Source organism: Pseudomonas sp. ANT_H4 (genome assembly GCF_008369295.1).
Taxonomy (GTDB): Bacteria; Pseudomonadota; Gammaproteobacteria; order Pseudomonadales; family Pseudomonadaceae; genus Aquipseudomonas.
The window spans coordinates 1-24,547 of sequence record NZ_VOBG01000012.1; the positions used below are offsets into that span (position 1 = coordinate 1).

The window sequence follows — 24,547 nt, forward strand, 5'->3', positions numbered from 1 at the left end:
ACAATTGCGCAATACCGTCCCAGAGACCGTAAAGCACGTTTCCAAACCCCTGCGCATACGCCAGTTGCAGCGAGGTGTAACGCTCGACAAAACCGGCCTTGGAGTAGCTCTCCCATATCGGCTTGAACGTGTCCGTCCACTCACCGCGCAAGCTGCCTTCCAGCGAGCTGATCTGCGCCTGATAGGACGCATACAGCGCCTTGACGTGATCCCTGGAAACGTTGGGATAAAAGCTGACCCGATACTGCTGGTCGCGGGTGCACTCAGTGACTTCAAGAATGCCGCTGGGGCCGATGGTTTTATGGATGGGGTCGCCGAGCGGTCCATCGTCCCTGGAGACCATTTGCAGCATCACCGGCGTATTACCAATCGGCACAAAGCGAGCACTTTGGAACATATGCACCAGCGTCAATGAACCACTGGCCTTGCACATGGCGACGGTGCTGCTGGGAAGGAGAGAGCGGGTAACGGGCGTCACCAGCGCGACCTCATCCCCCACCTTGAACACCTGGTCGACATCCAGCGCCGAAAAGCTCCAGAAGCTCTCGGCCCACTCGTCATAGGTGTTAAGGCATTGCCTGAAGTCGCTGAGGACCGAATCGACGTCGCGCGTCTTCGAGTCCATCGCCGCCAGGACCATAAAGCCAATGGCGGGATTCAAGAGGCAGGCCCATTGGGTAGGGCATCAATTGGAAAAAGCATCGGCGTTCCCTCGCGCTGAGTGATCAGACGAGAGACTTTGCAGAGGTTTACAAGGCCGGGGAGTAGAGGTTATCTGGCCGCGTGGTAGGACGTTTCGTTAAAAAAACAGCGTGGTTTCAAACCTCGCCCACCAGCGCCAGGCCACCAGTCTTCCCGACCACCTGTTCCAGCAGTTCGCGACGGCGGCCGATGAGCACCAGGTTGGTGCCTTCGGCGGCGTACAAGCGGGCGCAGGCCGCGCCAACGTCCTTCTTGATCTTCTCCAGATCGTGGCCGATGCCCGCCATGATCTGCCCGCCGTTACGCCCGCTGCCACCAAAACCCAGGTAGCGCGCCTCCAGCACGACGATGTTGGTGATGCCTTTTTCGGCCAGTTCCAGGGCCGTGTTGATGCCGGAAAAGCCGCCGCCAATCACCACGACGTCAGCTTCAACATCCTGTTCCAGGGTCGGGGAACTGAGGTTGTATTTCTTGGTGGCTGTGTAATAGGTGGGCGTTTCGATAGTGATCATGGCGCAGCCTGGGAAGTGAAGGAAGGCGCCAAAGCGGATGCCTGCCATTAGGGGCCCTGGCGGGGTGGATATCTTGATCCTGGGTGCCGAGACCGCCAGAACCCAATGGCAACCAAGAAGCTATAGCGCGCCCAGGGGAGCGGGGTGTTAGAGTTTCGTTAAATTATTATCTAAATAAATCGTGACCCTGACCCTATGCTCAAACCCCGGCAATCTCTGACCTTGGCCCTGTTGCAGGCCCGTGAAGCGGCCATGAGTTTCTTTCGTCCTTCCCTCAACCAACATGGTTTGACGGAGCAGCAATGGCGGGTGATCCGCATCCTGCGCCAACAAAGCGAACTGGAAAGTCATCAACTGGCTCATCAGGACTGCATCCTCAAGCCGAGCATGACCGGCGTGCTGACACGGCTGGAACGCGATGGCATCGTGCGGCGGCGCAAATCCAGCGAAGACCAGCGCCGGATGTTCGTCGCCCTGACCGAGCAAGGGCAACAGTGCTTTGTCGAGATGAGCGCGGGGATGGAAAGTAACTACCTGAAGATTCAGGAACAGTTTGGCGAGGAGAAGTTGGAGCAGTTGTTGGCGTTGCTCAATGAGCTAAAGGGCATCAAGCCCTGAACCAACAGGTTGGTTAACGCTACGGAGCAGCTCGAACAGTGACGCAAAGACGGCAATTCAGCACAGGCATGAAGGGCAAGAACCTGCGCTATCTGAATGAAAATCCAGGCCAGGTGCCGCGAATGGTTCGAGCAGGCTTTCTGCTGCTTGAACACTTTTCGTTGCCCGCGTTTACCCAGGCCCTGGATACGATCATCACCGCGAACCTTCTGCGCCCCGGCTTGTTTGCTTCGCGCACGTTCGGATTGACCGAAGCAGAGGTCATCAGCGATTTGGGCCTGGTCATTCGCCCGGATGCTCGTATCGATTGTTCGGTGACTCAAGACCTCGAACTGCTGGTCATTTGCGGCGGCTACCGGACTGCGCTGAAGGCTGATGATGCGTTCATTCACTTGCTGCAAGCCGCGGCGCAGCAGGGTGTCAGCCTGGCCGGGTTGTGGAATGGCGCATGGTTCCTGGGCAAGGCCGGCGTGCTTGACGGTTATCGTTGCGCCATCCACCCCGAACATCGGCCCGCACTCACAGAGATCGCCAAGGCCAGCCATGTCAGCAGTGAGCCCTATGTGATTGATCGCGACCGGCTCACCGCGTCCAGTCCCTCGGGTGCTTTCCATATGGCGCTGGACTGGATCAAGGGGTTGCACGGTAAGGCGTTGGTGGAGGGTATCGAGGACATCCTGGCATTTGAGGAGTCTCGTTATCGGCGCATAAAGCCTGCTGAAAATATCTGTGTGAGCGCGCCATTGCGTGAGGTGGTGAGGCTGATGGACGCCAACCTCGAAGAGCCCTTGGCGTTGGAACAATTGGCGGGCTACGCGGGCCGTTCACGTCGCCAGTTGGAGCGGCTGTTCCGAGAGCAGCTCGGGACAACGCCGCAACGTTATTATCTGGAGCTGCGTATCACTGAGGCGCGGCGGCTGCTCCAACACACCGAACTGTCTCAGGTCGATGTGCTGGTGGCCTGCGGTTTTGTTTCCCCCAGCCATTTCAGCAAATGCTATAGCGCGTATTTTGGCTACAGGCCGTCGAAAGAAATCCGCCTGATCAAGTAGCCTCACCGCCGTGCTGCGCCAGCCCCGTCACTTCGATGCATGCGACGCCATCGAAGCTTGGCGAGGCGCGGTGATTTTCGTGCTCCTGGCCAGGGCTTGCTGCACATCCGCCAACAGGTCCGCGACATCCTCAAGCCCCACCGACAGCCGCACCAAACCTTCACTGATCCCATGGTGGGCGCGCTGCTCCGGCGTGTAGGTGGAGTGGGTCATGCTCGCCGGGTGCTGCGCCAACGATTCGGCATCCCCCAGGCTGACCGCGCGGGTGAACAGCTTGAGTGCGTTCATGAAGCGCCGACCGGTTTCGATGCCGCCCTTGAGTTCAAAAGCGATCATGCCGCCGGGCAATTTCATCTGCCGTGCGGCCAGTTCGTATTGTGGGAAGGACGGCAGGCCGGGGTAGGTGACCCATTCCACTGCCGGGTGCGCCTGCAAGGCTTCGGCCACGGCCTGGGCGTTGCTGCAATGGCGATCCATGCGCAGAGCCAGAGTCTTGAGGCCGCGCATCAGCAGGAAGGCGTCTTGGGGCGACATCACTGCGCCGGTCAAATCCTTCAAGCCTTGCAGGCGAATCCGCTGGGCCAGGGCGTGGCTGGTGACGGCGATGCCAGCGGTGATATCACCGTGGCCGCTGAGGTATTTGGTGGCGGAGTGCACGACTACGTCGGCGCCCAGTTCCAGGGGACGCTGTAGGTAGGGCGTGCAATAGGTGTTGTCGATCACCACAGTGATGCCGGGTTGTCGGTGGGCGATCTCGGCCACGGCGGCAATATCCACCAGCTGCAGGTTGGGGTTGGCCGGGGTTTCGCAGTAGATCATGCGGGTCGCGGGGGACAGCGCATCGCGCAGGGCGGCCAGGTCCGTCAGGTCGACGTGGCGCACCTTGATGCCGAATTCGCCGATGCCGTGGTGCAGCAGGGCGAAGGTGCAGCCGTATAACGTCTGGCTGACGATCACCTCATCCCCCGGTCGCAGCAGGGTCCAGAACGTCGCCGCAATGGCGCCCATGCCGGAACTGAACGCCACTGCCGCGTCGCCGCCTTCCAGCGTCGCCATGCGCGATTCCAGCAGGGCCAGCGTGGGGTTGGAGATGCGGGTGTAGAAGTGCCCGCTTTCCTCGCCGGCAAAGCAACCTGCGCCATATTCGACGGTGGGGAAGGCGAAGGTTGCCGACAGATAAATCGGCGGCACCAGCGCGCCGTGATGGTCTTGCGGGTCGTAGCCGTGGTGGATGGCACGTGTAGAAAAGCCGAACGTATTATGTTTATTTTTCATGGTCTCAGGCTCCTTATTTCCTACAATGCTATGCTCATAACCGCAGCTGAACATTCCATACTTTGCCGGGAAAACCCTCCAGTCTGGGATGAAAACCAATAAAAATGACTTTTTGAGGCAAGACATGCCTGCGAGCCTGGACCGTACCGATAAAGCCCTGTTAAACGCGTTGCAGGGTAATGCCCGCCTCACCGTCGCCGAGTTGGCCGAACGGGTTTCCCTGACCACATCGCCGTGCTGGCGCCGCGTGAAAAACCTGGAAGACAGCGGGGTGATCAGCGGCTATCAGGCGATCCTTTCGCCCAAGGCGCTGGGGTATGGGGTGACGGCGTTTGTCAGCATCATGATGGACACCCACTCGCGGGAAATCGCCAGGGCGTTTGAACAGCGCTTGCTGGAGATCCCCGAGATCGTGGCCTGCCATAACGTGTCCGGGCGTTATGACTTTCTGCTGGAAGTGGTGGCCAAGGATTTGGAGTCTTTCGGCGAGTTTGCGCGGGAGGTGTTACAGACGCTGCCGTGTGTGAAGGAAATCTATTCGAGTTTCTCCTATAAGTCGGTGCGGCCGTTGCGGGTGATTCCGTTGCCGGGTTAACCCTGGGGGAACATCGAGTTAACAAACGTTATCCAGCGTTAGTGCGGGTTTGGCACAAACGCTACGCTCCCGCCGTCACGACGCTGAAACAGTCGCTCGCCATTGTCCGGCTGGGTGCGGATCACCTGATGATCGCTGCCCAGATAAGCCAGTGGCGCCGGGTCATCTTTTGCAGACTGCGCGACGATGATCGTGCGTTGCGTATCGAAGTGTTGGCCGCTGGCCTTGTCCAGCCAGGCCATGAACGCCGCGCTGTCGCCCTCGCGCGGAAAGTCCTGGGTTTGCGCCACGTAGTAGAACGGCGCGCCGTGGTTTTGCAGGTACATCGGCACTTTGTTATCCACTTCCACCATCACTATCCGCCATTGGTCCCAGGGTGCGCGTTTAACTGCCTGTGCTTGCACGTCGGCGGCGAAGCGGGTGACGCCGCCGTTGCCGTTGGTCCATGGATAGATCACCCCGAGGACCAGCATCAATACGACGGCGGCGACAGCGAAGCCACGGTTCCAAACGGCTGCACTGTGTTTGCGGGCAACGCGCTCACTGACCCACCACGCGGCCAGCAACTGCGCAAAGGGCACCAGTGGCAACACGTAGTAGCTGCGCCGACTGCCGCTGGCGGTGAAGAACAGGAATAGTAAACCCAGGCCCCAGACCAGCCAGCGCACGTTGGGTACGGTGTGGCGCCAGTGCCGCAGCGCCAGCCACAAACCGAGTATCCAGCATGGCGCCCATGGCAAGGTGTAGGCCGGCAGGTAGATCAGGTAGGTGTAGATCGGTCCCATATGGTCGAAGGGGTCGAAAAAGCGCACCACGTTTTCCCTGAAGACCAATTGCAGGCCGCTTTCACCATAGGTGGGCGCGCCGTAGAGATGGGACAGCATAAAGGGAATGGCATAGAACGCCCCAGCGATCACCAGCGCCAGTAGCAGGCGCAGGTTGAGATGGCGTTTGTAGCGTCCCTCGCTGAGCAGATGCGGCAGCAACACCAGCCCCGGCAGCACGAAGCCAATCAGCCCCTTGAACAGTGAGGTCGCGGCCAGCAGCAGGAAAAATACCGTGTAGCGGCCCAGTCGCGTGTCGTCCGGGCCGCGCCAGTACCACCAGACCGCCGCCAGCACTCCGCACACGGTCAGCACATCGGCCGTGGCCACTCGGGCCCAGAACATGAAGTAGAAGGTGGTCGCCAGCATCCACCCGGCCATCAGCCCGGTGCCCTTGCGGTACAGGCGTTCGCCGATCAGGTACACCAACCAGATGCTCAGCCAGGCAGCAATCACCGAGGGCAGGCGCAACGACCATGGCCCGAGGCCGCCCATCAGCTTGGCGAACCCGGTGATCAACCAGTATGAGGGCAGGGGTTTGTCATAGTACGGCGTGCCCTTGAGGTAAGGGTCGAAGTAGTCGCCGCTTTGCAGCATCTGCAGGGTGATGTTCGCCCAGCGGGTTTCCGGCCCCCACACATCGCGGCTGCCCAGGCCCAGCAACAGGATCACGGCGGACACGCTGAGGAGCACGAACAGGGCGCCTCGTTCAGTTTTCCAGAAGGTCATGGGTGATGTCCGGGTGAGGTTTGGAGGTGCAAGCCGAATCAAAATAGCGATGCTGTGTTACGGCAATTGCGGGTAAATCGTGATCACCAGATTGCCCTTGCGATAGCGCTTGCCTCCTGGCGGTAATTGCCCGGCCTCGCGCATTTCGCTGGTGCTCTTGACCCGCATCAGCACCCCCACCGACCCTCGCTGGCGTGCGTCGCTCATCCACGCCTGCACGCTGTCCAGGTCCACCTTGCGATGGCTGGCGTCGGGGTATTGCAGGCCGTAACTCAACTCGCCGACGGTGTCGTAGAACGCCACGTCGGGCTGGCGCAGACGCCAGGCCAGGGCCGACGCAGAGCCCAGTTCATTGCTCAGCAGTGAGCGGGTTTGTTGAAGCTCATCCAGGTGTTCGAGGATGAACTGATCGGGCATTTGGTTATCCGCTACCATGGCCGGCATCCCCGCCGGCAACAGTGCCACCAGCAACCAGATGCCCAGTGCCGGCATGGCCCATAAGGTCAGTGGGCGAAAGGCTTGTAGCAGGTTGGCGAGCATCCAGCCCATCAGCACGATAAAGGCCAGGGACAGGCTGAACATTTCCCGGTGGCTATTGCTGTACAGCGGATCGGTGATTTGCAGGTACAGCAGACCGACCATCGCCGCCATGCCGATAGCAAAGTTGAGCAGGCCGTTGAGGCAAATGGCGCGGCGTTTGCTTCGTGCCAGCAGGTCCATCAGGGTATGGCCCATCAACAGGGCCAGGGGCAGCAGGCACGGCATGATATAGGTCGCCAGCTTGCCGTTGCTCAGGCTGAAAAAGCCCAGGGGCAGTAACAGCCACAGTGCCAGGAACAGAATTGGCGGGTCGGTTTTTTCGCGCCAGGTCTTGAGCAGGGTCATCGGCAGCAACCCGGCCCAAGGCAGAGCGGACACTACCATCAGCGGCAGGTAAAACCACCAGGGCCGAGTGTGTTGCGCGTTGTCGGCGGCGAACCTGCGAATGTGTTCATGCCAGAAAAAGAAGCGCCAGTAATCGGCTTCCTGCAGATGGATTGCCAGGGCCCAGGGCAGACAGACCAACGCGGCCACGCCCATCGCCAGCGGGCCATAGCGCAGCAGTTCACCCAGCCGCCGCTGCCAGAGCATGTAGGGCACGGCGATCAGCACCGGCAACAGCCAGGCCAGAAAGCCCTTGGTCATAAAACCCATGCCGCAGGCCAGGCCGAGCAAGGCCCAGGCCGCGAGTCGCGCCCAACGGGTGCTGCTGTCCAGGGCAAACCACAGCGCCACCAGGCTCAGGTTGACCCAGAAACTGAACTGCGGGTCGAGGTTGGCATAGCCCGCTTGGCCGGCTACCAGGCCAAAACTCAGGTAGAACAGTGCGCAGGCGAAGCTTTTACGCGGCTCGTTCCACAAGCGGCGGGCGATCAGCCAGGTCAGTAGCATACTCAGGCCTGTGGTCAGGACCGAGGCGATACGCACGCCGAACAGGTTGTCGCCAAACATTGCCTGGCCTATGGCAATCAGCCAATAGCCAGCGGCGGGTTTTTCGAAATAGCGCACACCCATAAAGTGCGGCGCTACCCAGTTGCCGCTCATGAGCATTTCCTGGCTGACCTGGGCGTAGCGGGTTTCGTCGGGAATCCACAGGCCGTGGCTGCCCAGAGGCAGCAGGAAAAACAGGGCAAATGCCAAGACCAGTAGCAGCAATGGTTTAAGGCGGGCGTGTGCGCTAATAGGTAAAGGAATCACAGAGTGTCCACTCGGTAATTGAAATAAGACTTCAGGTAATAACCGTTAGTGAACTATTGAAGGGCTCGACATGCGTCTGAGTTACAGCAACTAACGATGCCACGTCGTGGCTGTCGCTTTGCTGAACATTCCCGGTGTTATTACAGGTAATAAAGTGCCTAGAGTTGTTTAAGCGCGGCGGCCCAATCCTGGCTGTTCATGATGCCCAGGGCCTTGAGCGTGCCGTCGGCGCTCACCTCGACAAACAGTGAGCTGCCGTATTCAGCGGCGTCGGCATGCTCAAAGCCCAGGGCCCGTTCAAAGTCGCTGATACAGGCGCTGTGGGTGATCAGCAGGAGGTTGCGCCCAGGGATCTTGTGGCCGAGGATTTCCTCGCCCATGGCGTCGCCGCAGATGGCCAGTGGGCCGGGGGACAGTTGGGTCTTGCCAAACATGAACAATAAAGTCTGCGCCGTGCGGGTGGCGGGGCTGCTCAGTACATCGCTGCTGTCCATGCCCAGGGTCTGGAAAGCCTTGCCCAGGGCGCTTGCGGACTGGCTGCCAGGCAGGGTCAGGCCATCTTCCGGGCCCAGACAGGGATTAGTGGAACGGTCGCAGCGTTCTTCATGGCGCACCAGTACGATCAGGTCGCCATTGTGCCAACTGGCCAATACCCCCGAGGTCAGCAGGCGATTGCCGACGCCCAGGTCCAGGGGCGAAGAGGGCCAGAACATCACGCCAGCCACCAGCAGGCCGATAAAGGCCAGGCCCAGGCAGAGATTTTTCAGGCGTTTTACAGGGGCCCGGCGGGAGCGGGGCTTGGTCAGGGTCAGATCAACCACACTTTTCACCATGGGGCACTGTTGGCGGCATTGAATTGAACAGGCGCAGCTAACAGACAACTGCCTGTGGTGGAGCAAAATCCTGTCATAGGACCGCTGTCTTTTTGCTGAACATGTGGGTATTAAAATTGTGCGCGTGAGGAAACTAACAAGTTTCAGGTAGCAATGTAGTTACCTGCGCTTGGTGAGTAATTTAAAGTGTGGCAGGTGGCAACTCGGTGAAATCAATGTGAAAAAATTGCATGGGTTGGACAGTCAGCCGTTATCCTCGACCGCAGTCCATCGGCAAGCGAGTCTTTCTATGCTTCAGGTGCAAGGTGTCTTCAAAAGCTACGACACGCCTCAGGGTCCGTTGGCGGTGCTGGCGGGTGTCGACCTTCACCTGGCCGAGCGCAGCAGCCTGGCGCTGATGGGCGAATCCGGTAGCGGTAAAAGCACCTTGCTGCATCTGGTGGCGGGGCTGGACCGTGTTGATCGCGGCAGCATCCAGGTGGGCGAACAGCGCCTGGACCAGATGAGCGAGGCGCAGTTGGCTCACTGGCGGCGCACCGACATCGGCCTGGTGTTCCAGCAGTTCAACCTGATCGGCAGTTTGCGGGTGGAGGACAACCTAGCCTTCCAGGCGCGGTTGGCCGGGCGTTTTGATCCGCTGTGGCAGGCGCAATTGGTGGAGCGCCTGGGCCTGGGGGATTTGCTCAAGCGCTATCCCGAACAACTCTCCGGCGGCCAGCAGCAACGGGTGGCCGTGGGCCGCGCCCTGGCGTCCCGTCCCGGCCTGCTGTTGGCCGATGAGCCCACCGGTAATCTGGACGAAGCTACCAGCGACGAAGTGCTGAAATTACTCCTGGACCTGCTGCGCGATAGCCCGACCTGCCTGTTGATGGTCACTCATAGCCCACGCATCGCGGCGCAGTTGGACCGGCAGGTGATGTTGCAGCGCGGCCACGTATTGACTGCGGCTACTCACTGAGGTGCGTGTCTTCTACTGGACCTTGCGCGCGTTACTCAGCCATTGGCGCCGCCACCCCGTGCAGTTCTTCAGCGTGCTCACTGGCCTGTGGCTGGCCACTGCGTTGTTGACCGGCGTGCAAGCCCTCAACAGCCAGGCGCGGGACAGCTACGCACGGGCCAGCCAGTTGATTGGCGGCGAGCCCCAGGCCAGCCTCGGCACGCCGGACGGCGCCAGTTTCCCTCAAGCGATATTCGTTACCCTGCGCCGCGCGGGCTGGCCGGTGTCGCCAGTGGTGCAGGGGCGGTTGATCCTCAAGGGCCATGAAGAGCAACGTTTGCAACTGATGGGTATCGACCCCGTCTCGCTGCCTGGTGGTGGAACGGTCGCCGGGCAGACGTTGGATCGGGCGCAGATGATCGCCTTCTTCAATCCGCCGGGACGCACCTGGATTGCGCCCCAGACCCTCCAGGCGTTGGGGTTGCACGAGGGCGACCAGCCGCTGAGCGCCAGCGGGCAAGCCTTGCCACCGCTGCATGCACAGCCGGACATGGCCCCCGGTTTGCTGCTGACAGACATCGGCTTCGCCCAACCGCTGCTGGGCATGCCCGAGCGCCTGTCGCGGCTGTTGCTGGACAAGGACTTTGCCGCGAGCGATCCGGCATTGCCGGCGCAGTTAAGTGGGCAACTGCAACTCAAGCACGGCGAAGAAAACAACCTGTCGCGCCTGACTGAAAGTTTTCACCTGAACCTCGATGCCCTGGGATTCTTGTCGTTCGTGGTAGGGCTGTTTATCGCCCACGCCGCCATCGGCCTGGCCCTAGAGCAACGACGCGGCCTGCTGCGCACCTTGCGCGCCTGTGGGGTCAGCGCGCGGATGCTGATTGTCAGCCTGAGCGTCGAGTTGGGTGGCCTGGCCTTGTTGGGCGGTCTTGCGGGTGTCGCCAGCGGCTACCTGCTGGCCAGCCTGTTGCTGGCGGATGTCGCGGCCAGCTTGCGGGGTTTGTATGGCGCCGAGGTGCAGGGCCAACTGAGCCTGACCCCGCTGTGGTGGGCCAGTGGCCTGGGCTTGAGTGTGCTGGGCGCCTTGCTCGCCGGCGCCAGCAGTTTGTGGCGGGCGGCGCGTTTGCCGTTGCTGGCCCTGGCCAACGCACAAGCCTGGCACCAGGCCCACGGGCGCTGGTTGCGGCGTCAGGGTTGGGTGGCCGGCACGGCACTGCTGATCGCCCTGTTGGCGCTGCTGCTGGGCGACAGCCTGGCCAGCGGTTTTGTGTTGATGGCCGCCTTGTTGCTGGGGGCGGCCCTGGGTTTGCCAGTAGTGCTCAACGGCCTGCTCAAGGCGGTATTGGGGCGCAGCCGTTCGGTGCTGGGGCAATGGTTTCTCGCCGATTGCCGTCAGCAGTTACCGGCCCTGAGCCTGGCCCTGATGGCGTTGCTGTTGGCGCTGGCGGCAAATATTGGCGCCGGCTCCATGACCTCGGGGTTTCGTCATACCTTCAACAACTGGCTGGAGCAACGCCTGACTGCCGAGCTGTACCTCAACCCGCAAAACCCGGCTCAGGCCGAACACCTGCACAGCTGGCTGGCACAGCAACCGCTGGTCCAGGCCGTATTGCCCACCTGGCAAGTCGCGGTGCAATTGCAGGGCTGGCCGGCGGAGGTCTTTGGCGTGGTCGATGACCCGACCTATCGCCAGCACTGGCCGCTGTTGGAAGCGGTGGCCGGCGATCCCTGGGATCAGTTGCTGCAAAGCGACACGCTGATGCTCAGCGAACAACTGGCGCGTCGGCTGAAGGTGCAGTTGAACGATGTGGTGACGATTCCCACGTCCCAGGGGCCGTGGTCGCCTAAAGTCGTGGGAATTTATGCCGACTACGGCAACCCCAAGGGCCATCTGCTGGTCAATGCCCGGCACCTGTTGCAGCACTGGCCGGCCTTGTCGCCGGCGCGATTCAATCTGCGGGTATTGCCGGCCAATGTGCCGGCTCTGGTCGGTGAAGTGCAAAAGCAGTTCGCGCTGGAAGACAGCCGCATCGTCGATCAACAGCAACTCAAGGGCTGGTCGAGCCAGGTCTTCGAGCGCACCTTCGCCGCCACCGCTGCGCTCAATAGCCTGACCCTGGGCGTAGCCGGCGTTGCGCTGTTTATCAGCCTGTTGACCCAGAGTCAAAGCCGCCTCGGCCAACTGGCGCCATTGTGGGCGTTGGGGGTGACGCGGCGCCAATTGATGCTGCTCAACCTGGGGCAAGCCTGGCTGCTGGCGATGCTGACCCTGGTGCTGGCGTTGCCCCTGGGCCTGCTGCTGGCCTGGTGTCTGGATGCGGTGATCAACGTCCAGGCTTTTGGCTGGCGCTTGCCGTTGCAGGTTTTTCCCTGGCAGTTGGCGCAGTTGCTGGGGCTGGCGATGGTAGCGACGCTGCTGGCTTCGGCCTGGCCGCTGTGGCAGTTGTACCGCAGCCGGCCAGCGGATTTATTGAGGACCTTTGCCAATGAAGATTAAGTGCCTGCTGTGGGCTGCCTTGCTGTTGTCGCTTGCTGCTTGCGACCAGCAGGCGCCGCCCGAGGAAAGCTTCGCCGGCCTTGGCAGCGACGCCTCGGACTTTGCCCAAGTAGTGCCCGGCAAGGTCTTCAGTTTTCCCGAGGATCACGGGCCACATGATGGCTTTCGCATCGAGTGGTGGTACGTCACCGCCAACCTGAAGGACGCTGAAGGCAACCTGTTCGGCGTGCAATGGACACTGTTTCGCAATGCCCTCAAGGCTGGCCCCGTGCAGCCGGGCTGGCGCGACTCTACCGTCTGGCTGGGCCACGCCGCCGTCACCTCGGCCACAAGCCACTACTCCGCCGAGCGCTACGCCCGAGGCGGCGTCGGCCAGGCGGGGGCCAACGCGGTGCCCTTCAATGCCTGGATCGACGACTGGAACTTCGTCACCCACCCCGATGCTGCAAGCCCCTTGGCCGACATGCGACTCAAGGCCAGCGGCGAGCACTTCAACTACGACCTGCAACTGACTTCCAGCCGCCCCTTGGTACTCCAGGGCGACCAAGGCTATAGCCGCAAATCCGACCGGGGCCAGGCATCGTATTACTACAGCCAGCCGTTTTTCCGGGCCCATGGCACGGTCACTATCGACGGTAAACGCTATCAGGTCGGCGGCCCCGCCTGGCTCGACCGCGAGTGGAGCAGCCAACCCCTGACCGCCAACCAGACCGGCTGGGACTGGTTCTCCCTGCATCTGGACAGCGGCGAGCAGTTGATGCTGTTTCGTGTGCGGCAAAAAGAAGGCGCGGCCTACCTGACTGGCACCTGGATCGACCATCAGGGCCGCACCCAGACCCTGCACAATCAGGATATCCAGCTCACGCCGTTAACCAGTACCGAGATCGACGGGCGCAGCGTACCCACGCGTTGGTCGCTGAAAGTCCCTGGCAAAAATCTCGATATCACCACCGAAGCAGTTAATCCCAAGGCGTGGATGAACCTAAGCATTCCTTACTGGGAAGGGCCGGTGAAGTTCCAGGGTGGGGTGGGGTATCTGGAGATGACCGGGTACTAGGTCTGCGGGCCGTAACTCTGTTCATGGTCAAGCTTTGGCGAGGCTGCGTCAGGCGCGCCGCGTTTCTTTTGCCTGGCTTGATGGCAGTGTTGCGGCCAACGTAGCCTCGCTAAAGTTCGACAACTACCTTTTTTTCGTTAGTGCGCCAGCGCCAGCTTCATCGGCAAGCGTGCCATGCTGGTGTTCTTCAGCGAGCCCAGGTAGAGCCAGTCGCCATATTCACGGGCGGTGGTGATGGGTGAATAGTTGCCGGCGCTGCCATCCTGCAGGTTGGCGATTACCTGGCCATTGACGTCAAGCCCCAGGACAAAGGCTTTGCGCTCTATCGGCTTGGGCACCACCATCAGCGCTCGCACCATCACTTTGCGCATCAGCGGATAACCAGCAAAGCCATCGAGCAGCGGGTTGCGCGGCGAATACAGGGCCACCCAGAAACGGTCCTGGCCGTTGAAACTGAGGTTGTCCGGCAGCCCCGGCAGGTTGTCGATAAACAGGTCATGGGTGCCAGCCTTGCCGCCCTTGAGCCAATAGCGGCTGATGCGATAGGCACCGGTTTCGTTGACCAGTACATAGTTCTCGTCAGGGCCCAACGCCACGCCATTGGCGAACTGCAACTGATCGAGCAGCACCTCGGTCTGGTTGTTGCTGAAGTCGTAGCGCAACAGTCGACCATCGCCGCCGTGTTCGATCACTGCTTCACCGTCCTCGCCATAACCCCAGCGGCTCGACGCATCGCTGAAGTAGGCATAACGCCCGGCAGCGTCCACGGTAACGTCATCGGTAAAACCGAACGGCAGGCCGTTGGCACTGGTGCTCAGGGTGGTGAGCTTGTGCTGGGTATCCAGGGCCAGTAGGCCTTTGACACCGTCGGCAATGATCAGGCGACCGTCCGGGTGCAGTGCCAGGCCCAAGGGACGGCCACCGGTATTGGCCAGCACTTCCAGGGTTTTGCTTTCGGGCGAGGTGCGGATGATGCGGCCGTCATGCAGGCCGGTAATGAGAAACCCCTGGGCATCCACCAGCAACGCTTCGGGCCCGGCGATCTCCTGGGCGCCGATGCGTTGCACGTCCTTGAGGCGCTGGTTTTCGGCGAAGGGCCCATCCTTCATCGACGGCGCCTTGGGGGGCGACCAGTTGACGGGCTGGACCTTGGTGGGCATCAACAGCAGGAAGGCAACGACCACAATCAGGATCAGCAGGAGTAAATGGCGAACTTTTCTTGAACGGGTACTCATGACAATTTCCGTGAGTCTTGGGGTTGAGGGGCGGCCGGCTCCCAGTGCAGGGTGCCGAACAGGTAATCCATCAGCGGCAGCACGATATTGAAGTTGCGACTTTGCATCAGTTCGCGGCGGTGATGCAGCGCGTGCAACTGGCGCATCTGCTTGATCCATGGCAGGCGGGCCAGGGGATGGTTCTCGTGCAGGTGTTCGCAGGCATGGAAAATTTCATAGAGCAGGTAGCCGAGGATCATGCACCCGGCGAACAACCCGGCGACGTTGGGGTTCAGCTGTTTGAGCAGCCACCAGGCAGGCAGGGTAATGGCCAGGCTGTGAAGGACGATCAGCCAGGAGGGGAACAGGATCACTCGCCAGTCTTTCGGGCTGTCGTAGGTCATGTGGCCGGGGGTGAAAAAGCTGTGGTGGTCGCCGGTGTGGCGGGCGTAGAACAGCTTGGCAAAGCCGTGTTTGTGGTGGCCCAGGTAGCGGTGGACGAGGTAGATGCACAGGTTGAAGAACACCAGGGCCAGGGGGATGGTCAGCCATTCCCAAGGCTGGATCTGGTGGGTGCTGCGCCAGGATAGGGTGATGCATAGCAGGCCGTAACCCAGTACGAAACTGGCATGCAGCCAGGGGTTGTAGCGGGGGTGGACGCTGGCGCGATAGCGGGTGCGGAAGGCCTCGGTGGGGTGGTTCATGGGCGGGGCTCGTTGTTGTTTTTTTATTGGGGGTGAGGTTAGTTGGTTGTGGGGATTATGCGCGGGCTGATAGCCGATCGGGGCGGAGTACATATCTGTTGCTGCGGTACCGGATATGCACCCAGTCAAACACCCCCCGGTCAGCTACCCCCATCAAGAAGAACAGAAGACTTGCGACCCCCCCATTTCTTTGCTAGCTTCTCGCAAAATGTTAACGATAACATTTGCTCTAAAAATAAAAACAAAACAGAGATCCTCGCCATGAAAACGCTTCCGAAAACCCTGTGTTTGCTGGCTTTAAGTATCAATATTGGCACCGCCACCCTGGCGCAGGCCGACACCAAATCCGCACCCATCCGCATCGGTGCGTCCTTCCAGGAAATCAACAACCCTTACTTCGTCACCATGAAAGACGCCCTGCAGGAAGCCGGGGCGACGATCGGTGCGCAGTTGATCATCACCGACGCCCGCCACGATGTGTCCAAGCAGGTCAGCGACGTCGAAGACATGCTGCAAAAAGGCATCGACATCCTCCTGATCAACCCCACCGACTCAGTGGGCGTGCAGTCTGCCGTCAAGTCCGCCCACGCCGCGGGTGTCGTGGTGGTGGCGGTGGACGCCCAGGCCGAAGGTCCGCTGGATTCCTTTGTTGGTTCGAAGAACTTCGACGCCGGGTTCCAGGCGTGTGAGTACCTGGCCAAGCACATCGGTAACCAAGGCAATATTGCGATCCTCGACGGCATCGCCGTGGTGCCGATCCTGGAGCGGGTGCGGGGTTGCAAGGAGGCCGTGGGCAAGCATCCGGACATCAAGATTGTCAGTATCCAGAACGGCAAGCAGGAGCGTGACCAGGCGTTGACGGTCACCGAGAACATGCTCCAGGCCCAACCCAACCTCAAGGGTATCTTCAGCGTCAACGACAACGGCTCCCTCGGTGCTCTGTCGGCCATCGAAGCCAGCGGCCTGGACGTCAAGCTGGTGAGCGTCGACGGTGCGCCGGAAGCGATCAAGGCTATCCTCAAGCCCGGCAGCAAGTTCATCGCCACCTCGGCGCAATACCCCCGTGATCAGATCCGCCTGGCCCTGGGCATTGCCCTGGCCAAGAAGTGGGGGTCGCAGGTGCCAGCCAGCATTCCGGTGGACATTGCCCTGATCGACCAGGCCAAGGCCAAAGACTTCAGTTGGTAATCCCCCTTGGCCCCCTATCACCAGGGGGGCCAAGGTCATCCTTCTGCATAAGAGGTCGGCGGTATGAGCAGTCTGCTGAAGCTGGAAAACATCTGTAAGCGCTACCCGGGCGTGCAAGCTCTCAAGGGCATCGACCTGCAGGTGGAGCGGGGTGAGATTCATGCGTTGCTGGGGGAGAATGGCGCCGGCAAATCAACCCTGATGAAGATCCTCGGCGGTGTCGAGCATCAGGATGAAGGGCGGATTCTGATTGACGGTCAAGTGCAGCAATTTGCGACCTACCGCGATGCGATTGCCGCCGGGATCGGTATCGTGTTCCAGGAATTCAGCCTGATTCCCTACCTGACCGCGGTGGAAAATATCTTCCTCGGGCATGAGCTGAGCAACCGCTTCGGCCTGTTGCGCAAACGTGAGATGCATGACGCCTCGGCCGCTCTATTCCAACGCCTGGGGGTGTCCATTGACCTGCAATGCGCGGTCAGGCACCTGAGTGTGGCCGAGCAGCAGTTCGTCGAGATTGCCAAGGCCCTGGCCCTGGATGCGCGGTTGCTGGTGCTCGATGAGCCCACCGCGACGCTTACACCGAATGAAGCCGAGCTGTTGTTCGACATCATGCGTGAACTCAAGCGCCAGGGCGTGGCGGTGATTTTTATTTCCCATCACCTGGAGGAGATTTTCCAGGTCTGCGATCGCATCAGCGTGTTGCGCGACGGCGGCAATGTCGGCGTCACCGACGTGGCTGACAGCGATATCGACCGTCTGGTGGAGATGATGGTGGGCCGGCGCCTGGAGTGCAGCTTCCCGCCCAAGGCCGCCAGCGAGCGCGGGCCGTTGCTGCTGGAGGTCAAGGACATCCAGTTGGTGCGCAACGGGCCGCATAACCAGTTCCAGTTGCATAAGGGCGAGATCCTCGGCTTTGCCGGCCTGGTGGGCTCCGGCCGCACCGAATTGGCGCTGGGCATGATGGGTGCGCTGCCGTCGGTGAGCAAAGACGTGTGGCTGCGGGGTGAAAAAGTCACCCTCGATGACCCGGCCCAGGCCTTGGCTCACGGCATCGGCCTGCTGCCGGAAAGCCGCAAGAGCGAAGGGCTGATCACCGATTTCAGCATTCGCGAAAACATCTCCCTCAACAACTTGCGCAAGTACCAGGGCCACAGCGGCCTGATCGATAAGGACAAGGAATGCGCCAGCGTCGAAACGTTGATGCGCCAGTTGTCGATCAAGGCGCCCAGCGGTGAAAGCCGGGTGTTCAACCTCAGCGGTGGCAACCAGCAGAAAGTGGTGATTGCCCGCTGGATCAACCACCACTGCGATGTGCTGGTGTTCGACGAACCCACCCGTGGCATCGACGTCGGCGCCAAGGCACAGATCTATGCACTGATGCGCAGCCTCACCGAACAAGGCTACGCAATCATCATGATTTCCTCGGAGTTGCCGGAAGTCATCGGCATGTGCGACCGCGTCGCCGTGTTCCACAAGGGCGCCATCGTCAAGGTACTGGAAGCGTCCGCCGTCAATCCTCAAGAGGTCATGCGCCATGCAACAGGGGGCTCAAGTGAATACGTCCATTGATACGGTCGGGACCGCCCGGCTGCGCCTGAACCTGGCGCGGCTGATCCGTTCTCCGGCATTTTATCCGTTTGTCGGGCTGCTGGTGGTTACGTTGGTGATGATCGTTGCCAGCGACAATTTTCTCACCGTCAACAATCTTTCGAATATCGCTCGCCAAGTGTCGATCAACGCGATTATCGCGGTGGGCATGACCTGCGTGATTCTCACCGGCGGTATCGATTTGTCGGTCGGGCCGGTGATGGCCTTGTCTGGCACCTTGACCGCCGGCTTGATGGTCGCGGGCTTGCCGCCAGGGCTGGCGATTGGCGCCGGGATGTTGGTCGGCGTGGCGTTTGGCATTGGCAATGGTTTGTTTGTCGCCTACCTGCACATGCCGCCAATCATCGTCACCTTGGCGACCATGGGCATCGCCCGTGGGTTCGGCTTGATGTACACCGATGGCTACCCGATTTCCGGCTTGCCGGACTGGTTCGGTTTCTTCGGCCGCGAAAGCCTGTTCGGCATACAGGTGCCAATCCTGATCATGCTGGTGACCTACCTGCTGGCCTATGTGCTGCTGCAACACACCCGTATTGGCCGCTACATCTACGCCATTGGCGGCAACGAAGAAGCGGTGCGTTTGTCTGGGGTACGGGCGGCGCGGTTCAAGTTGTTGGTGTATGGCATCAGCGGCCTGACGGCGGCGATTGCCGGGCTGGTGCTGACCTCACGGCTGATGAGTGGCCAGCCCAACGCCGGGGTTTCGTTTGAACTGGATGCCATTGCCGCCGTGGTCCTCGGTGGTGCCTCGATTGCCGGTGGGCGCGGAGTGATTGTCGGCACCTTGCTCGGCGCCATGCTGCTGGGGGTGCTGAACAACGGTTTGAACATGCTCGGGGTTTCGCCCTACGTTCAGAGTGTGATCAAGGGCGGGATCATTTTGCTGGCGATCTTTATCAGCCGTCAGCGCCACAAGTAAACCCACTACGTTTTCTCGGCGCGGCCCGCTGGCCGCGACGGACTCCTTCATGCTCAAAAAAGGTCAGAACACCATGGATAAGCACAGCCAAATGCAAGCCGTCGTCTGCCACGGCCCGAAAGACTACCGCCTGGAACTCATCGGCAAACCCCAGGCACGTCCCAATGAACTGGTGATCCGCATTGCCGCCTGCGGGATTTGCGCCAGTGACTGCAAATGCCATTCCGGTGCGGCAATGTTCTGGGGCGGCGACAACCCGTGGGTCAAGGCGCCGGTGGTGCCAGGGCATGAGTTTTTCGGTTACGTGGTACAGGTGGGCGAGGGCGCCGAGGAACACTTCGAGGTCAAGGTCGGCGACAAGGTAATCGCCGAGCAGATCGTGCCCTGCGACAAGTGTCGTTTCTGCAAGTCCGGCAAGTACTGGATGTGCGAAGTACACAACATCTTCGGTTTCCAGCGGGAAGTGGCGGAAGGCGGCATGGCCCAGTACATGCGTATCCCCAAGACCGCCATTGTGCACAAGATCCCGGAGTCGGTGTCCCTGGAGGATTCGGCGCTGATCGAGCCGATGTCCTGCGCAATTCACACCGTCAACCGAGGTGAAATCCAGCTCGACGACGTACTGGTGATTGCCGGTGCCGGCACCCTTGGGCTGTGCATGGTCCAGGTGGCTGCGCTGAAAACCCCGAAAAAACTGGTGGTGATCGACATGGTGGACGAACGCCTGGAACTGGCGAAAAAATTTGGCGCCGATGTGGTGATCAACCCGTCCCGGGACAACGCTCGGGAGATCATCAATGGCCTCACCGACAACTATGGCTGCGACGTGTACATCGAAACCACCGGCGTGCCAGTGGGCGTTACCCAGGGCCTGGAGTTGATCCGCAAACTGGGGCGTTTTGTCGAGTTCAGTGTGTTTGGCGCCGAGACCAGCGCCGACTGGTCGATCATTGGCGACCGCAAGGAACTGGACGTGCGCGGCGCGCATCTGGGGCCTTATTGCTACCCGGTGGCCATCGACCTGTTCGAGCGTGGCCTGGTGACCTCCAAGGGCATCGTGACCCATGACTTCCCGCTGGACAGCTGGGCCGAAGCGTTTGACCTGGCCAACTCGGTGAGGTCGATCAAAGTCCTGTTGAAGCCGGCGCAGCCTCCCCATGAGTAAAAGCATGGACTACGTCATCGGTGTGGATATCGGCACCCAGAGCACCAAGGCACTATTGGTCGATGGCCAGGGCCGGATCATCGCCCAGCATAGCCAGGCTTATCGCGTGGATACCCCGAAGGTGCGCTGGGCCGAGCAATGGCCGCAGGTCTGGCTGGATGCGGTCGAAACCTGTGTTGCCCAGTGCATGGGCAAGGCCGGCGTGGCGAAGGAGGCGGTCAAGGCGCTGTGCATCAGCAGTCTTTACGGCGGTTCGGGGATTGCCGTGGACGCGCAAATCGAGCCGCTGCACCCGTGCCTGATCTGGATGGACCGTCGTGCCGGTGAGCAGGTGGAATGGGTGCGTGAGCATGTCGACCTTGAGCGCTTGTTCGCGATCACCGGCAACTCGGTGGACAGCTACTACGGCTTCACCAAGATGCTCTGGCTCAAGCAGCACCGGCCCGAAGCCTGGGCCAGCACGCGATACCTGCTGCCGCCCAACAGCTATATCAATTACTGCCTGAGCGGTGAGTTGGCGGTGGACCACAGCAGTGCCGGCAATATCGGCGGCGTCTACGATGTGGCGCGGCGCGGCTGGTCCGCCGAGATGTTGGCGGCGCTGGAAATTCCGTTGGCGATGATGCCGGAGCGGTTGCTGTATTCCGGTGAAGTAGTGGGCGGTTTGCTGCAAGAGTGGGCGCAGCGCCTGGGCTTGCGGGCGGGTACGCCGATTCTTGCCGGGGGCGTTGATGCCGCCATGGCCACACTGGCCGCCGGGGTGACTCGGCCGGGTAATCATGTGGCGATGATTGGCACGAGCATGTGCTGGGGTTATCTCAATAAGCAGGTGGATGCCCGCCATGGTTTGGTGAGCATGCCTCACGTCTATAACGGCCATCAGGACCTATACATCTTTGGCGGCGCAATCACCGCCGGGGCGTCGGTCAACTGGTTTCGCGAGCAGTTCTGCCAGGCCGAGGAGCAACAGGCGCAGCAGACCGGCCAGGACAGCCTGTGGCTGCTGGAACAGAGCGCAGCGAAGATCCCGGCGGGCAGTGAAGGGCTGTTGTTCCTGCCTTACCTGATGGGTGAGCGCAGCCCGGTGTGGGATGACCGGGCCAGTGGCAGTTTTGTCGGCCTGAACCTCTATCACAGCCGCATCCACCTGTATCGAGCGGTGCTGGAAGGGGTGAGTTTTGCCCTGCGCCACAATATCGAAGCGGGTACTCGTGGGGCGTATTCCCTCGACCCGCGGCTGATTGTGGTGGGCGGGGCGAGCCATTCGGATCTGTGGATGCAGATCATTGCCGACATCACTCATTACCCGGTGTACACCATCGTCCAGGAGGTGGAAGCGGCCTTGGGCGCGGCGTTGTTGGCCGCGCATTCGGTCGGTTTGGTGGATGAGGGGCAGATGGAGCGGGGATGGGTGCAGTTGGAATTGAGGGCTGAGCCTGATGCGGAAAATGTTCAGGCGTATGACCGGGCATTTGCTGACTATTTGAAGCTGTACCCGGCGTTGAAACCCGTCATGCACAGCTTGCAAAAGGGTTAAGCGAACACCCATCCCACACTGGATCTCCATCTTTTTAGGGCCGTGAACCATGAACGCAATTTTTGACTTCACCCTCCGGCGCATCCTCGTCACCGGCGCCAGCAGCGGCATCGGTCGGGAGATTGCCCTGCAACTGATCGCCAGCGGCGCCCAGGTGTTTGCCCTTGGCCGTGACGCCAGCGCCTTGTCTCAACTGGGCTGTGAAACCCTGTGCCTGGATATCGCCGACAGCGCGGCCCTGGACCAGGCCCTGCAAGGCCTGCCGCCGATGCACGGGCTGGTCAACTGTGCGGGTATATCGCGCCTGGAGCCAGCAGCGGCCATCAGCAGCGAGGCATTTGACCTGGTGATGAACGTCAATGCCCGTGCGGCGGCGCAAGTTGCCAGTCGGGTGGCGGCGTTGATGATCAAGTCGAAGATCGCCGGCAGTATCGTCAACGTGTCCAGCCAGGCCTCGCTGGTGGCGCTGGACGATCACCTCGGCTATTGCGCCTCCAAGGCCGCGCTGGATGCAATCACCCGCGTGCAATGTGCCGAATGGGGGCGTTTCGGGATTCGGGTCAACAGCGTCAACCCCACCGTGACCCTGACGGCCATGGCGCAACAAGCCTGGTCCGATCCGGCCAAGCGCGATCCGGCCTTGGCGGCGATTCCCCTGGGGCGTTTTGCCGAGACGGTCGAAGTGGCATTGCCGGTGCTGTTTCTGCTGAGCGATGCCGCCAGCATGATCAGCGGCGTCAGCCTGCCCATCGACGGTGGCTACACCAGCCGCTAACCGTTCTCCAGCTTGCCGGCAATGACCACCTTGTCCCGGGGCTTGTGCGGGTCTTCGAGGCGATCAAGCAACAGCCGTACCGCACTGCTGCCCGCCAGCGAGGCATCATGGGCGACACAGGCAATCGGCACGCCAAAGATATCGGCGAAGGGTAGGCGGTCGATGCCGCAGATGGTCAGGCTTTCGTGGGGGATGCCGTGTACCCGCAAGGCCTTCAAGGCGCCGAGGGTGATCAACTGGTTGAAGCCCATGATTGCGTCTGGTGCCGAGTGTTCGGCCAGGTAGGCCAGGGTGCTTTGATAGGACGGTTCCAGGGTGTAGTCACCGGCAAACACCTCGACCTGCACCTGGGGATGCTCGGCCAGTACCACACGCAAGCCTTTGAGCCGCTCCTCGGTGATCCGTGAGTGTTGTGGCCCGGTCAACACCAGCAAGCGCTTGAGCGCCGGGTTCTGGCGCAGCAGGTATTGCGCGGCCTCGATGCCACTGTGGTAGTTGTCCAGCACCACGCGGCTGAACGGGCTGTCATGGATTGTGCGATCAAGCAGCACCACCGGGGTCTTGCCATTGCTCAGGCGCTCCAGGTAATCCGGCTGATAGCTGGGTTCGTCGGAGACGGGTGACAAAATGATCCCCGCCACCCGGTATCCCAGCAGCGTGTCGACGGCCTTGCTTTCCAGTTCTTCCAGCTCGTCGGTGTCCACCAGCATGATGGTGTAGCCGTACTTTTTCGCTTCACGGGAGATGGCCTTGATCATCTCGCTATAAAAGGGGTTGTCCACCGATGCAGTGATGACGCCGATGATCAGGCTCTCGCTACGTTTGAGTCCGCGGGCGAAGGCATTGGGCACATAGTCCAGTTCCCGCGCCACCTCAAGAATCCGCGCCAGGGTGGCGGGCTTGACCTGATCAGGTTTGTTTAGCGCCCGGGAAACCGTGATGGTGGTCATATTGACCCGTTTGGCGATGTCGCTGATGGTGACGGATTTTTTCTTGTTCATCGGCAGGGCATGCTTGGGTGGTCCGGAAAAGTGCGGCAGTTGGAAAGCACCAGCAGGCTAGCATGTGCGCTGGCAACCCGTGGCTCAAATCACCGGGTCCCAGCGCTGTGACCAATCACTTTCCGCCTTGACCACGCCTCGAAGCAACACCAGCGCCTGTTGCAACACCGCACAATCGCGCTCTCGCGAATACACCAGGTAGGTGGGGAAACCAAACTCCGGCGCCTTGGGCACCCGCTCCATCACCCCACTGTCGAGATAACTCTGTACCACCCGCGTGCGAAAATACCCGGCGCCGCCGTTCTCCAGAATGTACTGCAACGCCAACGGCCCAAGATTGAAACTCACCGCCGCCCGCGCCTTGTCCGGCAAGGCCGCGTCGTGCTGCTTACGGAAACCCGGGCCCCAGTCGATATACACATAGGGTTCGGGCCGAGCCACCAGCCGCACCTGGATCAACTTCTCTTCCAGCACTTGTTCCACCTGTAACCCCGGCCAGTACTGCGGCTGGAACACCAGCGCAGCATCCAGTACTCCCAGTTCCAATTGGCGCAACAGGTATTCACCGTCGCGGATTTCCGTGCGCAGGGCATGGCCGGGGATGTGTTCGCGCAGGGCCTGGGCCCAACTGAGCATCAGCGGGTTGCACAGGCTGACTTCGCCACCGATGTGCAGCACGTTGCGGTAACCGTCCGGCAGCGGCAGGTCGCGGCGCGCCGCTTCCCAGGTCTGTACCAACTGATTGGCATACACCACGAAGGCCTCACCGTCTGCGGTCAGCCGGGCGCCGGCACGGTTGCGCACGAACAGCGTGCTGTCGAGTTGGCTTTCCAGCTTTTGCACGCGGGCGGTGATGGCGGTCTGGGTGACATGGAGTTTCTCGGCCGCGGCGGCCAGGCTGCCGCAGCGGGTTATTTCCAGGAAGGTGCGTGCCAGTTCGATGTCCATGTCGGTCCCGAGGGTGAGTAGGACGAGCATTGTAGAGCAGATCAAATGTGGGGGCTGGCTTGCCTTCGATGGCGGCCTGGTAGCCGGCCGGGAGATGCTGGATTTGATTGAGTA

The 24,547-nt window shown here is 61.0% G+C and carries 21 protein-coding genes and 1 pseudogene; 12 read left to right on the plus strand and 10 right to left on the minus strand.

All coding sequences use genetic code 11. The features are described 5' to 3' along the window. Both FQ182_RS16580 and FQ182_RS16585 read right to left on the minus strand, forming a co-directional pair. A pseudogene (locus tag FQ182_RS16580) lies at positions 1-625 on the minus strand (type IV secretion protein Rhs); the annotation flags it as partial. Positions 626-818: 193 nt separating this feature from the next. Then, a complete protein-coding gene (locus tag FQ182_RS16585) occupies positions 819-1,214 on the minus strand; it encodes an FAD-dependent oxidoreductase (RefSeq protein ID WP_256666207.1) in 396 nt (131 codons plus the stop codon). Positions 1,215-1,409: 195 nt separating this feature from the next. Here FQ182_RS16585 and hpaR point away from each other — a divergent pair, with 195 nt between their 5' ends. Continuing rightward, a complete protein-coding gene (gene hpaR / locus FQ182_RS16590; protein ID WP_149413181.1) occupies positions 1,410-1,832 on the plus strand; it encodes a homoprotocatechuate degradation operon regulator HpaR in 423 nt (140 codons plus the stop codon). Between the two features lie 68 nt (positions 1,833-1,900). Then, positions 1,901-2,884 (plus strand): GlxA family transcriptional regulator, encoded by a 984-nt coding sequence (locus FQ182_RS16595; RefSeq protein ID WP_149413192.1) that lies wholly within the window; start codon positions 1,901-1,903, stop codon positions 2,882-2,884. A gap of 27 nt (positions 2,885-2,911) precedes the next feature. Here FQ182_RS16595 and FQ182_RS16600 read toward each other — a convergent pair whose 3' ends face one another. Beyond that, a complete protein-coding gene (locus tag FQ182_RS16600) occupies positions 2,912-4,159 on the minus strand; it encodes a methionine gamma-lyase (protein ID WP_149413180.1) in 1,248 nt (415 codons plus the stop codon). Between the two features lie 124 nt (positions 4,160-4,283). Between FQ182_RS16600 and FQ182_RS16605 the strand changes: the two genes are divergently transcribed. Next, positions 4,284-4,754 (plus strand): Lrp/AsnC family transcriptional regulator, encoded by a 471-nt coding sequence (locus FQ182_RS16605; protein WP_133100505.1) that lies wholly within the window; start codon positions 4,284-4,286, stop codon positions 4,752-4,754. 38 nt (positions 4,755-4,792) lie between these two features. On the opposite strand, the gene FQ182_RS16610 is transcribed toward FQ182_RS16605, so the two are convergent. The 3 genes from FQ182_RS16610 to FQ182_RS16620 form a co-directional block, all read right to left on the minus strand. Continuing rightward, positions 4,793-6,307, minus strand: coding sequence for a glycosyltransferase family 39 protein (locus FQ182_RS16610; protein ID WP_149413179.1), 1,515 nt, complete (start codon positions 6,305-6,307; stop codon positions 4,793-4,795). 57 nt (positions 6,308-6,364) lie between these two features. Beyond that, positions 6,365-8,044, minus strand: coding sequence for a lipid IV(A) 4-amino-4-deoxy-L-arabinosyltransferase (gene arnT, locus FQ182_RS16615; protein ID WP_256666206.1), 1,680 nt, complete (start codon positions 8,042-8,044; stop codon positions 6,365-6,367). A 158-nt stretch (positions 8,045-8,202) separates the two neighbouring features. Further along, a complete protein-coding gene (locus FQ182_RS16620) occupies positions 8,203-8,877 on the minus strand; it encodes a histidine phosphatase family protein (RefSeq protein WP_149413178.1) in 675 nt (224 codons plus the stop codon). Between the two features lie 289 nt (positions 8,878-9,166). Between FQ182_RS16620 and FQ182_RS16625 the strand changes: the two genes are divergently transcribed. Genes FQ182_RS16625 through FQ182_RS16635 form a run of 3 tightly spaced genes read left to right on the plus strand, consistent with a single transcriptional unit; the run spans position 9,167 to position 13,371 of the window. Continuing rightward, a complete protein-coding gene (locus FQ182_RS16625) occupies positions 9,167-9,835 on the plus strand; it encodes an ABC transporter ATP-binding protein (RefSeq protein WP_149413177.1) in 669 nt (222 codons plus the stop codon). A 1-nt stretch (position 9,836) separates the two neighbouring features. After that, positions 9,837-12,314 (plus strand): FtsX-like permease family protein, encoded by a 2,478-nt coding sequence (locus FQ182_RS16630; protein ID WP_149413176.1) that lies wholly within the window; start codon positions 9,837-9,839, stop codon positions 12,312-12,314. Continuing rightward, the gene (locus tag FQ182_RS16635; protein WP_149413175.1) at positions 12,304-13,371 is read left to right on the plus strand and encodes a lipocalin-like domain-containing protein; all 1,068 of its coding nucleotides are present in this window, start codon (positions 12,304-12,306) and stop codon (positions 13,369-13,371) included. The genes FQ182_RS16630 and FQ182_RS16635 overlap by 11 nt, the downstream gene beginning before the upstream one ends. Before the next feature lie 137 nt (positions 13,372-13,508). On the opposite strand, the gene FQ182_RS16640 is transcribed toward FQ182_RS16635, so the two are convergent. Together FQ182_RS16640 and FQ182_RS16645 are read right to left on the minus strand one after the other, a co-directional pair. Beyond that, positions 13,509-14,606 (minus strand): SMP-30/gluconolactonase/LRE family protein, encoded by a 1,098-nt coding sequence (locus tag FQ182_RS16640; RefSeq protein ID WP_149413174.1) that lies wholly within the window; start codon positions 14,604-14,606, stop codon positions 13,509-13,511. After that, positions 14,603-15,289 (minus strand): sterol desaturase family protein, encoded by a 687-nt coding sequence (locus FQ182_RS16645; protein WP_149413173.1) that lies wholly within the window; start codon positions 15,287-15,289, stop codon positions 14,603-14,605. Before FQ182_RS16645 ends, FQ182_RS16640 begins: the two co-directional genes overlap by 4 nt. A gap of 261 nt (positions 15,290-15,550) precedes the next feature. Here FQ182_RS16645 and FQ182_RS16650 point away from each other — a divergent pair, with 261 nt between their 5' ends. The 6 genes from FQ182_RS16650 to FQ182_RS16675 all read left to right on the plus strand — a co-directional run bounded on the left by FQ182_RS16650 (position 15,551) and on the right by FQ182_RS16675 (position 22,484). Beyond that, positions 15,551-16,477 carry a substrate-binding domain-containing protein gene (locus FQ182_RS16650; protein WP_149413172.1) on the plus strand — a complete coding sequence of 309 codons (927 nt, stop codon included), beginning with the start codon at positions 15,551-15,553 and terminating at the stop codon, positions 16,475-16,477. A 63-nt stretch (positions 16,478-16,540) separates the two neighbouring features. After that, on the plus strand, positions 16,541-18,049 hold the full coding sequence (locus FQ182_RS16655; protein ID WP_149413171.1) for a sugar ABC transporter ATP-binding protein: 1,509 nt from the start codon (positions 16,541-16,543) through the stop codon (positions 18,047-18,049). Then, on the plus strand, positions 18,015-19,007 hold the full coding sequence (locus FQ182_RS16660) for an ABC transporter permease (protein WP_149413170.1): 993 nt from the start codon (positions 18,015-18,017) through the stop codon (positions 19,005-19,007). Before FQ182_RS16655 ends, FQ182_RS16660 begins: the two co-directional genes overlap by 35 nt. Before the next feature lie 73 nt (positions 19,008-19,080). Next, the gene (locus tag FQ182_RS16665) at positions 19,081-20,172 is read left to right on the plus strand and encodes an alcohol dehydrogenase catalytic domain-containing protein (RefSeq protein WP_149413190.1); all 1,092 of its coding nucleotides are present in this window, start codon (positions 19,081-19,083) and stop codon (positions 20,170-20,172) included. Positions 20,173-20,176: 4 nt separating this feature from the next. Further along, a complete protein-coding gene (locus tag FQ182_RS16670; RefSeq protein ID WP_149413169.1) occupies positions 20,177-21,709 on the plus strand; it encodes an FGGY-family carbohydrate kinase in 1,533 nt (510 codons plus the stop codon). 49 nt (positions 21,710-21,758) lie between these two features. Next, positions 21,759-22,484, plus strand: coding sequence for an SDR family oxidoreductase (locus FQ182_RS16675; protein ID WP_149413168.1), 726 nt, complete (start codon positions 21,759-21,761; stop codon positions 22,482-22,484). Here FQ182_RS16675 and FQ182_RS16680 read toward each other — a convergent pair. Together FQ182_RS16680 and FQ182_RS16685 are read right to left on the minus strand one after the other, a co-directional pair. Further along, on the minus strand, positions 22,481-23,485 hold the full coding sequence (locus FQ182_RS16680; RefSeq protein ID WP_149413167.1) for a LacI family DNA-binding transcriptional regulator: 1,005 nt from the start codon (positions 23,483-23,485) through the stop codon (positions 22,481-22,483). The two genes, FQ182_RS16675 and FQ182_RS16680, sit on opposite strands and share 4 nt — an antisense overlap. 84 nt (positions 23,486-23,569) lie before the next feature. After that, complete coding sequence (locus tag FQ182_RS16685; protein ID WP_149413189.1) at positions 23,570-24,433, minus strand: LysR family transcriptional regulator; 864 nt, start codon at positions 24,431-24,433, stop codon at positions 23,570-23,572. Positions 24,434-24,547 lie beyond the last annotated feature (114 nt).